This is a genomic window from Hydrogenimonas urashimensis, from assembly GCF_016593255.1.
GTDB lineage: Bacteria > Campylobacterota > Campylobacteria > Campylobacterales > Hydrogenimonadaceae > Hydrogenimonas > Hydrogenimonas urashimensis.
Genome location: NZ_AP023212.1, coordinates 312,336 through 327,823, shown reverse-complemented (window position 1 = coordinate 327,823; position 15,488 = coordinate 312,336). Strand labels below are relative to the sequence as shown.

13 protein-coding genes are annotated in these 15,488 nt (G+C 53.5%); 9 read left to right on the top strand and 4 right to left on the bottom strand.

The features are described from left to right. Nucleotides 1-38 precede the first annotated feature (38 nt). Nucleotides 39-1,988, top strand: coding sequence for a glycyl radical enzyme family protein (locus JMG82_RS01655; protein ID WP_201353208.1), 1,950 nt, complete (start codon nt 39-41; stop codon nt 1,986-1,988). A gap of 7 nt (nt 1,989-1,995) precedes the next feature. Here JMG82_RS01655 and mepK read toward each other — a convergent pair whose 3' ends face one another. From mepK to murJ, 4 genes are all read right to left on the bottom strand, one after another. Continuing rightward, nucleotides 1,996-2,550: a peptidoglycan L,D-endopeptidase MepK gene (mepK, locus tag JMG82_RS01650; RefSeq protein WP_201353207.1), complete on the bottom strand. Its 555-nt coding sequence runs from the start codon at nt 2,548-2,550 to the stop codon at nt 1,996-1,998. A 134-nt stretch (nt 2,551-2,684) separates the two neighbouring features. After that, nucleotides 2,685-4,148 carry a L,D-transpeptidase family protein gene (locus JMG82_RS01645; RefSeq protein WP_201353206.1) on the bottom strand — a complete coding sequence of 488 codons (1,464 nt, stop codon included), beginning with the start codon at nt 4,146-4,148 and terminating at the stop codon, nt 2,685-2,687. 7 nt (nt 4,149-4,155) lie between these two features. Beyond that, complete coding sequence (gene cysS / locus JMG82_RS01640) at nt 4,156-5,559, bottom strand: cysteine--tRNA ligase (protein WP_201353205.1); 1,404 nt, start codon at nt 5,557-5,559, stop codon at nt 4,156-4,158. Further along, entirely contained in the window at nt 5,546-6,955 is a 1,410-nt protein-coding gene (murJ, locus tag JMG82_RS01635; RefSeq protein ID WP_201353204.1) for a murein biosynthesis integral membrane protein MurJ, read from the bottom strand. Before murJ ends, cysS begins: the two co-directional genes overlap by 14 nt. A 108-nt stretch (nt 6,956-7,063) precedes the next feature. On the opposite strand from murJ, the gene JMG82_RS01630 reads away from it, so the two are divergent. Genes JMG82_RS01630 through JMG82_RS01595 form a run of 8 tightly spaced genes read left to right on the top strand, consistent with a single transcriptional unit; the run spans nt 7,064 to nt 15,483 of the window. After that, nucleotides 7,064-9,004, top strand: coding sequence for a flagellar assembly protein A (locus JMG82_RS01630; protein ID WP_201353203.1), 1,941 nt, complete (start codon nt 7,064-7,066; stop codon nt 9,002-9,004). Continuing rightward, nucleotides 9,001-9,564: a Holliday junction branch migration protein RuvA gene (gene ruvA, locus JMG82_RS01625; RefSeq protein ID WP_201353202.1), complete on the top strand. Its 564-nt coding sequence runs from the start codon at nt 9,001-9,003 to the stop codon at nt 9,562-9,564. Before JMG82_RS01630 ends, ruvA begins: the two co-directional genes overlap by 4 nt. A gap of 16 nt (nt 9,565-9,580) precedes the next feature. Further along, complete coding sequence (locus JMG82_RS01620; RefSeq protein WP_201353201.1) at nt 9,581-10,639, top strand: D-alanine--D-alanine ligase; 1,059 nt, start codon at nt 9,581-9,583, stop codon at nt 10,637-10,639. Continuing rightward, nucleotides 10,636-12,363, top strand: a complete 1,728-nt coding sequence (locus JMG82_RS01615) for an ABC transporter ATP-binding protein (protein ID WP_236579159.1) — start codon at nt 10,636-10,638, stop codon at nt 12,361-12,363. Before JMG82_RS01620 ends, JMG82_RS01615 begins: the two co-directional genes overlap by 4 nt. Continuing rightward, nucleotides 12,360-13,064: a fused DSP-PTPase phosphatase/NAD kinase-like protein gene (locus tag JMG82_RS01610; RefSeq protein ID WP_201353200.1), complete on the top strand. Its 705-nt coding sequence runs from the start codon at nt 12,360-12,362 to the stop codon at nt 13,062-13,064. Before JMG82_RS01615 ends, JMG82_RS01610 begins: the two co-directional genes overlap by 4 nt. A gap of 4 nt (nt 13,065-13,068) precedes the next feature. After that, nucleotides 13,069-13,794 carry an alpha/beta fold hydrolase gene (locus tag JMG82_RS01605; RefSeq protein ID WP_201353199.1) on the top strand — a complete coding sequence of 242 codons (726 nt, stop codon included), beginning with the start codon at nt 13,069-13,071 and terminating at the stop codon, nt 13,792-13,794. Next, nucleotides 13,781-14,053, top strand: a complete 273-nt coding sequence (locus tag JMG82_RS01600) for an acylphosphatase (protein WP_201353198.1) — start codon at nt 13,781-13,783, stop codon at nt 14,051-14,053. Before JMG82_RS01605 ends, JMG82_RS01600 begins: the two co-directional genes overlap by 14 nt. After that, a complete protein-coding gene (locus JMG82_RS01595; RefSeq protein WP_201353197.1) occupies nt 14,050-15,483 on the top strand; it encodes a Mur ligase family protein in 1,434 nt (477 codons plus the stop codon). The genes JMG82_RS01600 and JMG82_RS01595 overlap by 4 nt, the downstream gene beginning before the upstream one ends. Nucleotides 15,484-15,488 lie beyond the last annotated feature (5 nt).

The following is a 15,488-nucleotide window of genomic DNA, read 5'->3' as shown; positions in this document are numbered from 1 at the left end:
TTCGGTACAATATTCCAAAGAAACCACAAGGAATCGTCATGATTGTCACGGAACGTTTCGAGCTCGAAGCCTCTTTCAAAAACGGGTTGCGGCGCCAAAAACCCCGATTCGGTTTCAACGGTTTCGGTGAAGCGATCTATTACCGGACCTACAGTCGAAAAAAGCGTGACGGCACCCAGGAGCACTGGGCCGATACGGTCATCCGCGTCGTAGAGGGGATACTCTCCATCAGGAAAAACCATTACAAGCAGGAGGGTCTTACATGGGACGAAAGCCGATGGCAGACGTTTGCGCAGCGTATGGCAAGAAGCTGTTTTGCGATGCATTGGCTTCCTCCGGGGCGCGGACTCTGGATCATGGGAACCGACTATGTCTACGAACGTGGAAGTGCCCCTCTTTACAACTGCGGTGCGGTCGACACATCGGATCTGGTGGATTCCGCCGAGTGGGCGATGGATATGCTCATGAGCGGCGTCGGTGTGGGGTTCAATACCGCATGGAGTACAGAAGCCAGAATGCCCGACAAGAGTGCACCCAGGCTATATGTCATCGAGGACAGCAAGGAAGGATGGATCAAGTCGGTCCGTCTTCTGCTTGAGAGCTACTGCAAAAATGGGCCGTTCTATCGCTACGACTACTCCAAAATAAGGCCTGCGGGTTCGCCGATCCACGGTTTTGGAGGCACGGCATCGGGACCGGGTCCGCTCAGGGAACTCCACGCCCGTCTGGAAAACATCATGGACCGTTTCTGCCGCGGTGAAATCAACAGGACACGCTGCATTGCCGACGTTTTCAATGCGATCGGCGTCTGCGTGGTCGCAGGAAATGTACGGCGATCGGCGGAGATCGCACTGGGATCGCCCCACGACGAGACGTTTTTGCATCTGAAAGATTACGAACGCTTTCCCGACAGGGAGGAGATCGGATGGATGTCCAACAACTCGGTCGTGTTGGAGCATCATGAGGATTTCGTGAAATTGCCCCAAATCGCCGAACTGATACGCCACAACGGCGAGCCGGGCATACTCAATCTCGTCAATGTCCAGAAATACGGACGGTTCAAAGAAGAGATTCCCGACAGGGCCTGGCTCACGAACCCCTGCGGCGAGATCGCGCTCGAAAGTTACGAACTCTGCAACCTCGCCGAAATCTTTCCGACACGCTGTCCGAGCGACGAGGCGTTCAAAGAGGCGGTCGAATTCGCCACGTTCTACGCAATCACCGTCTCGCTACTGCCTACCCACCGGAAAGAGACCAATGCCGTGGTCGCCCGCAACCGGCGTACCGGGGTGAGCATTTCGGGCATCACCGACTGGATCGAAAGGATCGGGGTCGCCAGAATGACCAGGATCCTGCGGGATACCTACAAACAGGTGCGCGCCGTCAACGAAAGTCTGGCGAAGGAAGCGGGCATTCCTGTTTCGCTGAAAGTGACGGCCATCAAGCCTTCCGGCACCATCAGCCTGCTTGCAGGTGTGAGCCCGGGCATGCATTTTCCTGTCAGCCGCTACGCGATACGACGCCTTCGGGTAGGAAACAATCAAAAAATCACGCAGTTTCTGATCGAAGCGGGGGTCCCTCACATGCCCGACGCCTACAGTGAAAACACCACGGTTTTCGAATTTCCGATACGCTATGACAATCCACGCTCGGTGGACCAGGTTTCCGCCTGGGAACAGTTCGCTCTGCTGGCGATGCTGCAAAGGGAGTGGTCGGACAATATGGTCTCCTGCACCATCAATTTCGACAGAGAGAAAGAGGGCGGACAGATCGAACATATGCTGGCGATGTTCGCACCGGTCATCAAATCGGCGTCAATGCTTCCAAGGGGGGTGAAAGAGGTTTACGAACAGATGCCTATCGAACCGATTACAAAAGAAGATTATGAGAAGAGAATCAAACGGATGCCTGCCATCGACTGGTCACGTTTTGGAGGAAGCGACGGAGCGGGGGAAGGATTCTGCTCCATTCTCGCGTGCAATACCTAAGAGACCGTCAGCTTCCCGACCATTGGCGGACACGGCCTGTGTCGACGTGTACGAATCCGGATTTGGGATAGTATCCGACGCCGCCGCGTCCCATCAGGCGGGCAGCCCGCCTCAGATGGGCCAGATCGATGCCCGGGAGATTGATGTCGATGGCGCGTCCCTCCATGTGCAGGCTGTGTTTCGCCACGCCTTTGGAGTCTCTTCTGAGCATAGCGTTGGTTTTGGGAGAGCGGTATCCGGAAATGACGTGAAAGGGTTTTGTGCAGCTTTGAAAATGCGCTTTCAAATCGTATAACAGATCGAAAAGTTTCGCATCGATCGGGTGAATATCGCCGGTTCGGTAATCGCGAAGAATATGGTTTAGACGATCGATCTCTTCGGCGATATAGTTTCCCTCAGCCCAGTAGAGCGCCGTGGTCAATTCGCCGGTATGGATATTGTAAAAAGAGAGCCTTTTTTCGATTTTCCTGGCCCGGCTCTCTGCCAGAACGATATGGGGAAAGGCACACAGTGCCAACGCGCTGATCCCTTTTTTTATAAAATCTCTTCGATTGCTCTGCATCGTCTCACTTCCTGCGTTTTTGCATGCCTCAGTCGGAGACTGAATGGCTTTGGAACTCTCCCAAGCATCTGTGTCGCAGTAAATATCGGACTCTTTGGCAAAAATTGTACCAAAAACCAACGGTTCGGCCAATTTCATTGATGTCCGTTTAGATAGTCAAGCATCTGCCTGTCATATCCGTAAATATCTTTGAGAAAGCGGGTTCGGTTCTGCTCGTCCACATAGACGGTCATGTAGAGGATATAGACCGGCAGCGGATGCTGAAGTCCCACCAGTCTCTCCTCTTTTTTCAGCAAGGTTTTGACGATATGCTTGTAACTCCACTCTCCGTTGCCGTCGGGATCGAACAGGGCATGAAAAAGTTCGAGGGGTTTTTCGGCACGGATGCATCCGGAACTTCTCGCGCGCTCTTTCTCTTCGAAAAGATCATCTTCGGGGGTATCGTGGATATAGACATCGAAATCGTTGGGAAACATGAATTTGACAAAACCCAGATAGTTGCGGGGACCCGGTTTCTGCAGGAAAATGTAGGCCATACTCTCGGCAGTGTATCGTCGCCAGTCGACGCTTCGCGGATCGATCGTCACGTTGCCGTCGGCCGCTTTCGTCACGACGATCCCGACACGTTCGAGATAATCGAACTCTCCCGCTCTGAGTTTAGGGAGGATATCCTCCTCCACGATCGTCGCCGGTGCCCGCCAGAAAGGATTCAGCACCGCATAGGTCAGCCTGTCCGAAAGCATCGGCGTGGGACGCTCCTTTCTGCCGACGATGCATTTCATCGTCAATGCCGGCCTGGCATTTCTGAAAAGTCTCAGAGTATAGTCGGGGATGTTGGCCGCGACGAAATCTCTGCTTCCTGTCGTCAGCCATCGTGCCCGTTCGATATTGATTTTTATCTTTTCGATTTTTTCGCTTACCGGAACGTTCATCGCCTGCAGCGTACGGGGACCCAGAATGCCGTCGGGTTTGAGCCCGTGCCTCTTTTGGAAAACTCTGACGGCATCGGAAAGCACCGTGTCGTAAGTGGTATTCGAATCGAGTGTTGCGTTGTAATCGCCGGTAACCCGCAGCCGTGCTTTAATGGCGGGAACGAGAGGGTGGGTATCGCCTTCTTTTAGAAGATGGAAATCGTCCCCGATGACGCTCCAGCCGCCATTTCTCTCGATTGTCTCGTAAAAGGCCAGTGCTTCTTCCAGCCTGCTGACAAGGATGTTGGGGGAGGAGTCGGTTTCGTTCTCCTCCTTTTTTTCAATGGCGATCGCATCGGGATAGATGGTGTAGGGGTCGAGACACCCGTTGCCTCGATCGTGCCGGTACAGCCGGTCGATTTCCTCGAACAGGGCATCGAGTTCCTCCCGCGCCTGCGGATCGAGAGGTGAACGTTGCATCAAACGGTCGATGCGGCCGAGACCGTAGCGGCTTTTGTCGCACACGATCGTACTGTCCGAGCGAATCGCCATAATCAGTTCGTAGGTTTTTTTCGTCGGCAGCCCCTTTTCGACCCAGCTTCCGGCAGACAATGCCGTTTCCTGGGAAGCCTGAAGAAGAGACAGGGTCAGAGTCGCCGCAGCGGCATGGCGAAAAAAAGCCCGCATGCCGGAGCTACTCCGACTTCTCCCAGACCGTGCCCTGCGGCGTATCCATCAGTTGTATGCCCATCTGGGCCAGTTCGGCGCGGATCGCATCGGCCGTTTCGAAATCCCGCTCCTTTTTCGCGGCGTTTCTCGCTTCGATCCGTTCGTTGATGCGGGCGATCTCCTCTTCGCTCATTCCCAGCTGGAAATAGCGGTAGGCATCTTTGCCCCCGATGCCCAGCACCCCGTCGATCCATTCGATATTGGCAGCGACTGTCTGTTTGAAGGTTTTGTCTTTGGGATTCGCATCGAGCGATTCGTTGGCTTTGGCGACCATTTCGTCCACGGATGCCAGGGCACGGGAGATGTTCAGATCGTCGCTGAGCGCATCGAGCATCTCTTTTTTGAAAGCGCTGTCGACCTCTCCGACCCTGCTTCCGTAGAGCCGTTTTTTCAGACGGTAGAGCTTGTCCAGCCGCTTCTTGGATGCCAGAAGATCCTCTTCGTTGAAGTTGAAGTTGGCGCGGTAATGGGTTGAGAGCAGATAGAAACGGAGTATCTCCCCGTCATAGGAGCGCAGCGCATCCTTGACGAAAAAGCTGTTGCCCAGACTCTTGCTCATCTTTTCGCCGTTGATGTTCACGAAACCGTTGTGCATCCAATACTTGGCCAGTTTCTGGTGCGTGGCGCATCGGGTCTGCGCCGCTTCGTTTTCGTGGTGCGGGAAGAAGAGGTCTGCGCCGCCGCCGTGAATGTCGATAGCGTACTCTTCGTCTTTGTAGGCGAGATAGCTGTCGATCATCGCCGAACATTCGATGTGCCATCCCGGCCTGCCGCGGCCAAAGGGAGAGTCGTAGCAGACATCGTTCTCCTTGCAGGCCTTCCAGAGGGCGAAGTCGCGGGGATGGCGCTTTCCCTCTTCGTGTTCAATGCGGGCCTGTGCCTCCTCCTCGTCGCTGCAGCGGTGGGAGAGGGAACAGTATTCGGCATCCTTCGAGGTGTCGAACCAGACCGTGCCGTCCTCGCTCTGGTAGGCGCAGCCGTTCTCGATGATTTTTTCGACCATTTCGACAATGGCATTCAAAGAGGTCGTCGCACGGGGCGAGATATCGGCATCGAGAACGCCCAGGGCATGCATATCATTCAGATAGCGCTCTGTGTATTTTTTTGTGATCGCTTCGATCGGCTGACCGGTCTCGAGTGATTTTTTGATGATTTTGTCGTCGATGTCGGTAAAGTTTCTGGCGAACGTGACATGGTATCCCAGCGCCATGAGGGTTCTTCGGAGCAGATCGAACGCAATGGCGCTTCGAGCGTGTCCAAGATGGGCATCGTCGTAAACGGTGGGACCGCAGACATACATCCGCACCTCGCGGTCACGAATCGGCACGAAAGGTACCTTCTCTTTTTTCACGGAATCAAAAATAACCATCGATCATTACCTTTAGGCCCCACGACGCGACTGCCGCACACATGACAAAAAGCAGCGCGTAGGAGGCGTATTTTGCGTGCATTATATCCAAAAAGAGCTCTTTCCCGACCGCTTTGACCGTCAGCCAGAAAAGGACCCAGCCGCTGATACTGCTGGCCAGCGCGAGGCCCGGAGCCGCCATCGGAACGATGAGCAGAATCGAAAAGAGAATGTTGACTCCCAGCGATTTCGCTGCGATCGAGGCGGCTTCGCCCTGGCGATGCATCGCATAGAGCCAGAGCGAAAAGAGCTTCGCGAGACCGAAAGGGAGCAGTCCTGCGATATACATCACGAGTACTATCGACGTATTTTCCGTATCGTTGATGCCAAAAGCGCCCCGTTCGAAGAGAAGTCGGACAATCTCCTCCGAGAGAATAACCGCCACGGCGGAGGCACCGCCCAACAGGGCAAACAGTAGCCAGAAGACCTTGCGGGTCTGACTTTTCGCTTCACCGGTTTTCTGTTCTTTGAGCAGCTTGCTGATCGTCGGGAAGAGGGCCGTCGAGGCGGCGATGGCGAAAAGTGCCAGCGGAAGCTGGAAGAGACGATTGGCGTAGAAGAGGTAGCTGATGGAGCCGCTCACCAGAAACGAGGCGAGCCATGTATCGATAAAAGAGGAGATCTGCGCCGTCGAATTGCCGAGTACCGAAGGAAAAAAGGCGCGGCTGAATCGGTCGATATCCTCTCGGATGCTCTCCTTCTTTCTCTGCAGATAGATCAGGCCGCCGACAAGCAGCGTATCGAGCCCTTTTTTGCGAATCATCCAAAGATGCAGAAGAAGCTGCAGCGCTCCCCCCGCCAGTACCGCGTAGCTGAGCGCGTAGACGATGGTGGAGGGCTCTTCGTTACGGAAAAGTAGCAGAGCGGTGATCATCGAGATATTCAGCAGGGTCGTGCCGAAGGCGGTCGTCGCGAAATGCTCCCTGTACTGCAGGAGCGCCGAGAGGAAGGTGACAAGAAAGATCAGATCGAGATAATAGAAGTTAATCGCCACCAGAGGTGCCGCCGCCCGGACACTCTCCTCGCCGAAACCGATGGCGATGAGACGGGTCACCGGCTCCGCGAAGAGTGTCACGAGAACGGAAGACGCAACGAGAAAGAGAAAGAAGCGTATCAGTATCGCAATCGCGAAGACGCTGCGGTGTTTCGATACGATGAATGTGGGCAGGAAACTCTGCACGAACGCCCCTTCGGCGAAAATACGGCGAAAAAGGTTGGGAAGTTTGAAAGCGACGAAAAAGATGTCGGAAAAGATGTTGGCTCCGAGAATCGACGCCATGAGCAGATCACGGACGAAGCCGAATATCCTGGATGTCAGAATCCCTGCACTCGTCGTGAAAATGGACCGAAAACGCATGAAGTTTCCAACCTTTGAAGAAGTTGATCTTATTTTAACGATAGTTATATTAAAATAGAGTCTCTTTTTATTTGGAATGACGACGAAAAACAACAGAAATGGAACGGTATGGGATTTTTTGACAAGGTATTCAAGAGCGACAAAGAGAAAAAGGAGAAGAAAGAGGGCAGCAAGGCGGCCGAATTCACGCCGGTTGTCACAACAACCGACGATGTTCCCAAAACGCTGCAGGAGACTGCGCTGAAGTACGGTATCAGTTCCCAGACTCTCGATATTCGCATCATCAACTACAAAACCTATATCAAAATGGACAGCAAAGAGACCGAGTGGATAGAAGTGGAGGGCAATGACTGGGAGAAGTTCAACAAGCCCGAAATTCTTCTCAATCCCAATTTTGTCGTCAAACAGGATTACGAGATCGAGATTCACAAATACAGGGATGAGCCGTGGATGCGTGACCTGATACTGCATATCGCTTCGAACAAAGAGAAAAACAGAATCGTCTGCACCCTCAAAAGCGGATCCATCATCAAAGACACGGAAGATCTCGGTGCCAAGCTGAAAAACCTTATTCACAAGAAGATGGTTCGCGCCAGGGTTCTGATCGGCCTGTGGGACCTGGATATCGAAAAAAGGCTGGATGAACTCGTCGCCAAAGCAAAAGTACAGGGGCAGCACATCCTTACCGAAGATTTCAAGTTCGATGCGGCGGTCTGCTTCGCGTCCCAGCCCTCCGTCGACGATGCGCTCATCTACCATTACAAACTGAAAGATGAGAATGCAGAGCAGGGGGACCGTATCGACTATTCGAAGCGGGGGTTCATCCAGGCGGTCGAAAAGGGCGAAGTGATTATCGAATATGTCAAAGCGAAACCGGGCACACCGGGAAGAAACTGCGCGGGGGAGTTCATCCCCGTAGAAAATCCGAAGGAGAGCCACAAACCGGAATTTCGCGTCAGCGAGAACATCGAAACGGAAGAGACCGAAAGCTCCATTCTCTACCGCGCCAGACGTGGCGGCTATGTCGTTTTCAAGGAGAACATCTACGACATCCGTGAAGAGATGGAGCTCGAAGAGGTGAGTTTCAAAAAGACCGGCTCCATCGATGCGGGCGTCGAGACGGAAGTGAAGCTGCACGTCAACGAAACCGATTCGATGAAAGAGGCCATCGGGACCGGCGTCGAGGTCGAAGCGACCGAAGTGAAAGTCGAAGGAAACGTCGGTGCATCCGCATCCATCACGGCAGAAGAGGTGGTGATAGGAGGACAGACCCACCAGACCAGCCGAATCGTTGCCGACCACGCCAAAGTCAATGTTCTCAGAGGCTATCTCAAAACCAAGGAAATAGCGGAAGTGACCCGCATCGAGGGAGGGATCGTCGAGGCCAAAGAGGCGAAAGTGTCCCAGATGATCGGAGGCGAAGTCAAAGCGATGAAGGTGGAGGTGGAACTGCTGGGCTCCAATGCGAAAATCTATGCCGTCTCGGGTATCGAGATCGGAAAGATGGTCGGCGAGAACAACAGACTGATCATCGATGCATCGGAAATCGAAGCCTACCACAACGAGATCCTCTCGCTGGAAGAGGAGATAGAAGAGCTCGAGAAAAAACTCGAGAAACTGAGAGAAAAGCTTCGAGAGAGGGAAGAACTGAAAAACAAAAGCGAATCGGCAGTCCAGACACTCAAGGAGAAAATCCTTCAGGATAAAAAACGGTGCATCAAGCCCCGTCCCGCCTTCATCGCGAAAATAAAGCAGTTTCAGAAACTTCACGAAGAGATCGCAAAAGCGAAAGAAGAGATCGTGGCTGTGGAAAACCGGCTCGAAGAGATTCGCAGCAGACTTCTTGCCTATCAGGAGATGATCATCCATGCCACGGTCGTCAACCGGGGCGAGTGGAAAGAGTACACCACAGTCCAATACCGCCTCCTCTATCCCCAGATCACGCTGGAGTATACGCCCACACCGGGTCTTTCCAACCAGGAGATCTACCTGAAGAAGATTGACGAGGAGCATTACGAGATCGCAGTAAGGGAGGCAGGAGAACAATGATCGTCGGCATAACGGGAAAAGTGGTCAAAAAAGACCCGACCCATCTGCATATTCTCACATCCGGCGGGCTCATCTACGAGGTTTTCGTCTCACTTCACTGCAGCGCTGCCGTCAAAAGCGAGGAGGTGCGCCTCCATACGGCCCATATTATCAGAGAAGACGCCCAGCTGCTCTACGGTTTCATGGATATCAACGAGAAGCGGATGTTCGATACGCTGATCAAAATCAACGGGGTCGGCCCCAAGGTGGCAATGGCGATCTGTTCCACTTTCACGCCCGCCTCTTTCGCCCAGATCGTCGAGAGCAAGGATGTCGGAATGCTCAAACGCGTACCGGGCATCGGACCCAAAAGCGCGGGCCGCATCCTCGTGGAGCTGGGCGGGTTCTCGCTGGAGATGGCTGAAGAGAGCAATCCGGCCAGCCGGGCACACAACGAAGCGGCGATGGCTCTTGAAAGCCTGGGCTTCAAAAAAGAGCAGATCACCAAGGCACTTGCCCGGTGCAGCGGCAAAGACACGGAAAGCCTCATAAAAGAGGCCTTGAAAACATTAAGCAAATAATGGAGAACGGGAGACTATGAATCTGACTATACTCTTTGGCGGAGCCAGTTACGAGCACGAAATAAGCATCGTGAGCGCCATCGCTTTGAAAAAGGTCCTAAAGGGCCGTCTGACATTCGTTTTTCTCGATGCCGAGGGAAATTTTTTCCATGTTCCGTCCGAAAAGATGAAATCGAACCATTTCAGTTCGGGCGAGTACAAAAAAGATGAGATTCTGACACTCACGAAAGGCGGCTTCGAAAAAAGAGGTTTTTTCGGTTCCAAAAAGCTGGATGAAACGGGGACGGTGCTCAACCTGGTGCACGGCGCCGAGGGGGAAGACGGCACCGTGGCAGCGCTGCTTGATTTTTACGACATCCCCTACATCGGACCCCGCAAAGAGGCGTCGGTTCTCAGCTTCAACAAGTGGCTGACCAAACTTTACGCGGAGGGGATAGGCATCAGTACGGTCAAATACCAGGTCGTGCGCATAGAGGAGGAGCGGGCCGTGAAATTCGACTACCCCGTCATCGTCAAACCGCTTCGGCTGGGCAGTTCCATCGGTGTTTCGATCGTCAAACGGAAAGAGGATCTGGATTTCGCTCTCGACGTCGCCTTCGAGTTCGATGACGAAGTGCTGATCGAGCCTTTCATCACGGGCATCGAAGAGTACAATATCGCCGGATGCAAAACCCAAGACGAATGGATCATAAGCCGCATCGAATCGCCAAAGAAGAAGGAGTTTCTCGATTTCGAGCAGAAATATCTCGACTTCTCCCGCACCGAAAGCGTCTCGGAGGCGGATGTCGATCTGGAGCTTGCCCAGAAGCTGATAGAATCCTTCAAAATCATCTACGGCCATCTCTTCGAGGGGGCGCTGATACGCTGCGATTTCTTCGTGAAGGATGGCTATATTATGCTCAACGAGATCAACCCGATACCCGGTTCGATGGCGAACTATCTCTTCGACGATTTCGGCAAGGTCATTGAAAAACTTGGACACGCACTTCCCCAACAAAGGCACATCAGGCCCGACTACGCCTACATCGACAGGGTCCAGAGTGCGAAAGGACCGAAAACGGGGCATGCGCATTGAGTCTGAAAGAGTTTTTCTCAGCCTATCTCCCTCTTTACAGAAACTACAAAGAGAAGATCGCCTACATGGTTGCGGGCATGGTCCTCACCTCCGCTGCAACGGGAGCCATCGCCTACATGGTCAAACCATTGATGGACCGCATCTTCATCGAAAAAGATATCCAGATGCTCTATGTCGTGCCCGTCTTCATCATCGCCGCTTTCGTCGCCAAAGGCCTTGGCACCTATATGCAGGGCTATGCCATGAGTTACGTGGGGCACGATATCGTGCGGCAGCTTCGTGATCGTCTGCTTTCGCACATGATGCATCTTGATATGGATTTTCATGCCGCCTTTCACAGCGGCGAGCTTATCAGCCGGATCAACAACGACATCGAGCGGATCAAAGGAGCGATCTCCTCGCAGCTCGCCTCTTTCCTGCGTGAAAGCCTCACGGCGATTGTCCTGCTTGGCGTGGTCATTTACCAAAGTCCCAAGCTCGCACTCTATACCCTCATCATCGTCCCAATGGTGGCATGGCCCGTGGACTATCTTTCCAAAAAGCTCAAAAAGCTCTCCCACCGGTCCCAGGAAAAAAACGCTGATTTGATGAAACAGCTCTCGGAGAATTTCGCCAATTACGAAATGATCCAGTCCTACAACGCCCAGAATTACGAACTGGTCCGTTTCGAACACTACAATCGTGACTTTTTCGAAACCAACATGAAGACGGTAAAGGTTCAGCTGGCCCTGACCCCCATTCTGGAGCTGGTGGCCGCCATCGCCATCACCATTTTCATCGTCATAGGGGGACGCGAAGTTCTTATCAACAAGACGATGACGACAGGGGAGTTCTTCTCGTTCTTGACGGCACTCTCTTTGCTGATCGACCCGATCCGTCGTATCTCCAATCTTTACGGACAGTTCCAGAACGCCGTGGCGGCCCATGAGCGGATTCAGCAGATTCTGCGATACAAACCGATGATCCGAAGCGGGGAAAAGTGTATCGACCATGTGGAGACGATCGCTTTTGAAAACGTCACGCTGCGCTACGGCGATACAGTCGCCCTGAAAGAGATCTCCATGACGGCGAGAAAAGGGGAGGTTGTCGGACTGGTGGGCGACAGCGGCGGCGGAAAGAGTTCGATGGTCAACCTGATTCTGCGTTTCTACGATCCTGCCGAAGGGAGCGTGAAGATCAACGGCATCGACGCGCGCGACATCGATCTCAAATCACTGAGAAGCCGCATCGCCATCGTCACCCAGCGCATCTATATCGCCAACGACACGATTTTGGCCAACGTCGCCTACGGCGATACGCGGCCCGATCGCAAAAAGGCGATCGAGGCTTTGAAAAAGGCGAATCTCTGGTCTTTTGTCGAAACACTTCCGGAAGGCATAGAGACGATCCTTCAGGAGGGAGGCACCAACCTCTCCGGCGGTCAGCGGCAACGCATCGCCATCGCCCGGGCCCTCTACAAGGAGCCCGACATCCTGATTCTCGACGAAGCGACCAGCGCCCTGGACAACAAGAGCGAAGCGGCCATCATGGAGACGATCTACGCTTTGAGAAATGAGCTTATCGTCTTCATCGTCGCCCACAGGCTCAGTACCATCGAAAACGCCGACACGATTCTCGTTTTCGAGCACGGAAAGATCGTATGCCGGGGCACCAAAGAAGAGCTCGCACGCGGATGTGTGACCTTCCAGAACCTCTACCGGAAAGAGAAGGGGGTAGGAACTTGAGCAAACCTCCGGTCAGACTCGATACGTTTGCGGAGAAAGCGCGGGCGTGGTATCACGCGTTGATTTCACAGCACAATCTTGTCAACATCGTCTGGTTGAATCTTCATCCCGTCGCCGAAGGGAAAATCTACCGTTCCGCCCAGCCGACACCCTGGCAGCTTGAAAAGCTGATTCGGGAGTATGGATTCAAAAGTGTCATCAACCTTCGTGGCGAAAAACCGCACCGGCCGGTTTATGCCCTCGAAAAAAGGGTATGCGACGAAAAGGGGGTGCCATTGATCGACGTGAGCATCTTTTCCAGACGAATACCTGACGATACGACATTGAAGGCTCTGAAAAAAGCGTTTGAAAAAGCCTCCTTTCCTGTTCTGATGCACTGCAAGGCGGGGGCAGACAGAAGTTCACTCGCATCGGTGCTCTACCTGCACTGGGTGGAGAAGATGCCGATCGAAGAGGCGATGCGAAAGCACCTGCGTTTCTGGCCCTACGGCTACATAAAAAGTTCCGGCGCGGGTATTATCGCCGCCTATTTCGAAGCATTCGTCGATTACGAAAAGGAGCATCCGGGTGCCGACATCATCGAATGGTCGAAGCGATGGGCGGACCGGGAGCGACGCAAAGCTTTCGAGAAGCGGTTCAAAGAGAACCGCACCAGCTTCGTCGCCGACTTTTTTTTCGAAAAGATTTTGAGGAGAGAGTAGAGTCATGGCCGTCAAACCGATCCGTTACCGCGGCGAAACGTTCCGCATCGCCTACGATATCGTCAATCCCGAAGCCGACCGCGACCTGATCTTTTTGCACGGATGGGGAAGCAGCAAAGAGGTGATGAAACAGCCGTTCGCACAGGCCTTCGGAGCGTGGCGGCACATCTACATCGACCTGCCGGGTTTTGGCAAGAGCAGCAACGATATGGTGCTGCAAACGGAGGATTACGCGGCGATTGTCGACCTGTTCCTGCAGAATCTGGGCGCAAACAAAGAGGCCGCCGTGGGCCACTCCTTCGGCGGCAAGGTGGCGACACTTATCAAGCCGGAGCGCCTCGTTCTTCTCTCAAGTGCCGGCATCGTTTTGCCCAAACCTTTCAAGGTGCGGGCGAAAATCGCGCTTTTCAAACTCCTCAAACCATTCGGCGGAACGAGACTGCGAAACATATTCGCCTCTTCCGACGCCGCCGGAATGGCGCAGAATATGTACGAAACCTTCAAAAACGTGGTCGACGAGGATTTCCGCAGCGAATTTGCCGCTTTCGACAAACCGGCACTGCTGCTGTGGGGCACCCAGGATACGGCCACGCCCCCCGTCACCGGCGAGACCCTCGCAAAACTTATGCAGAAATCGGAATTTTCCCTCATTGAAGGCGACCACTACTTCTTTTTGAAAAACCGGCATCCTGTCATTTCCAAAATGGAGGCGTTTCTTGAAACGGTATAGATGCATCGTCAAAGGGAAAGTCCAGGGGGTATGGTACCGAAGGCATGTGGCCGAAATGGCACGAGAAGCCGGTTTTGCCGGTTACGTGAAGAATCTTCCCGATGGAAACGTCGAGGCGGTCGTCGACTGCAACCCCGATAGGCTCGAACGTTTTGAAAAACTTCTTTTGAAAGGCTCGCCGATGTCGATCGTCACCGAAATCGATTGCAAAGAGATCCCACTCGATTCTGTGTTCACTACATTCAAGGTTGTCAGATGATCTGGTTCGAATTCATCTCCCATATCCTACTGGTCATGGCGCTGGGATGGTATCTCATCACCAATCTGCAGTGGTACAGCTACAGGATCGAACGTGTCGTGCTGCACCATACGAAATACCACTGGCATATCATCTATTTTCTGATTCCGCTCTTCGCCTACTACTTCACCGGTCTTTACTTCTGGATCTACTTCTACTTTGCCTACCTGCCGACTCTATGGCTCTGGCACAGGAAACTGGACAGAAAACTTGTCATAACGGGCCGTGTCAAACGTTTTTTCGCCCTTCTTCTGGCCCTCACACTTTTTCAGGACCTTCTGTGCCTCGCCAAACAGGCGTGTGAGGTTTTCGGAGTCATCCTTCCCATGGCGATCGCTGCCATCGGTTCCGCATTCATCGAAAAGGTGATGTTCCACGGCTTCAAGGTCCAAGCGAAAAGGAAACTCCAGAGCATGGAGGACCTGATTGTCGTCGGCGTCACGGCAAGCTACGGCAAGACGAGCATCAAAAACTTCATCGCCCAGATAGTGGGAAAGGAAAAAAGAGTCTACGCTACCCCGCGAAGCGTCAACACGCTGGCCGGTGTCATGAAGGACATCAACGAAGAGCTTCCCGAAAATACCGAAGTCTATATCGTCGAAATGGGAGCCAGAGGTCCCGGGGATATTGCGGAAATCACCGAATTTGTCCAGCCCCACTATGCGGTGGTCGGTGTCATCGGTCCCCAGCATATCGAGTATTTCAGAACTCTCGAACGAATCCGCAACACCAAAATGGAGATACTCTCAAGCAGACGGCTCCGCCATGCCTGGGTCCACAAATCCGCGAAAGTGAAGCCGGACGGGAAAGTGACGCTTTTCGGCGACGAAATCAAAGATGTCAAAGCCACGCTCGAGGGCGTCGATTTCGACCTCGCCCTGCCAAGCGGGACTCTGCATCTGCATATTCCCGTTCTCGGCGCATTCAACGCCATCAACGTCACGGCGGCGCTGCACGTTGCCAATGCTCTGGGCATCCCCTATGAAAAGGGGGCGGACTATGCAAAAAGGCTTACACCTATTCCACACCGTCTTCAGCGCATCGATGCGGGCGGAAAGATAATTCTTGACGACAGTTTCAACGGCAATATCGACGGGATGCTGGCCTCTTTCGATCTCGTCGCCCGCTACCCGAAACGCAAAGTCCTGATTACGCCGGGGCTGGTAGAAAGCGACCGGGAGCAGAACGAAAAGGTCGCCAAACGGGCTGCCGAGATTTTCGATCTTGTCATCGTCACCGGCAAGATCAATCGAGAAACCTTCCGTATGTACATCCCCGAGGACAAACTCCACTATCTCGACGACAAATCGAAAATGGAGGAGACACTTGCGCAGCTGACGCACCCCGGCGATCTGATACTCTTTGCCAACGATGCACCGAGTTTCATCTGAAAAAG

What these genes read in the sequence shown, in the direction of transcription:
- JMG82_RS01655 (WP_201353208.1), top strand. Translation starts at nt 39, where the DNA reads ATGATTGTCACGGAACGTTTCGAGCTCGAAGCCTCTTTCAAAAACGGG.
- JMG82_RS01620 (WP_201353201.1), top strand. Translation starts at nt 9,581, where the DNA reads ATGAATCTGACTATACTCTTTGGCGGAGCCAGTTACGAGCACGAAATA.
- cysS (WP_201353205.1), bottom strand. Translation starts at nt 5,559, where the DNA reads ATGGTTATTTTTGATTCCGTGAAAAAAGAGAAGGTACCTTTCGTGCCG.
- JMG82_RS01645 (WP_201353206.1), bottom strand. Translation starts at nt 4,148, where the DNA reads ATGCGGGCTTTTTTTCGCCATGCCGCTGCGGCGACTCTGACCCTGTCT.
- ruvA (WP_201353202.1), top strand. Translation starts at nt 9,001, where the DNA reads ATGATCGTCGGCATAACGGGAAAAGTGGTCAAAAAAGACCCGACCCAT.
- JMG82_RS01630 (WP_201353203.1), top strand. Translation starts at nt 7,064, where the DNA reads ATGGGATTTTTTGACAAGGTATTCAAGAGCGACAAAGAGAAAAAGGAG.
- JMG82_RS01595 (WP_201353197.1), top strand. Translation starts at nt 14,050, where the DNA reads ATGATCTGGTTCGAATTCATCTCCCATATCCTACTGGTCATGGCGCTG.
- JMG82_RS01605 (WP_201353199.1), top strand. Translation starts at nt 13,069, where the DNA reads ATGGCCGTCAAACCGATCCGTTACCGCGGCGAAACGTTCCGCATCGCC.
- murJ (WP_201353204.1), bottom strand. Translation starts at nt 6,955, where the DNA reads ATGCGTTTTCGGTCCATTTTCACGACGAGTGCAGGGATTCTGACATCC.
- mepK (WP_201353207.1), bottom strand. Translation starts at nt 2,550, where the DNA reads ATGCAGAGCAATCGAAGAGATTTTATAAAAAAAGGGATCAGCGCGTTG.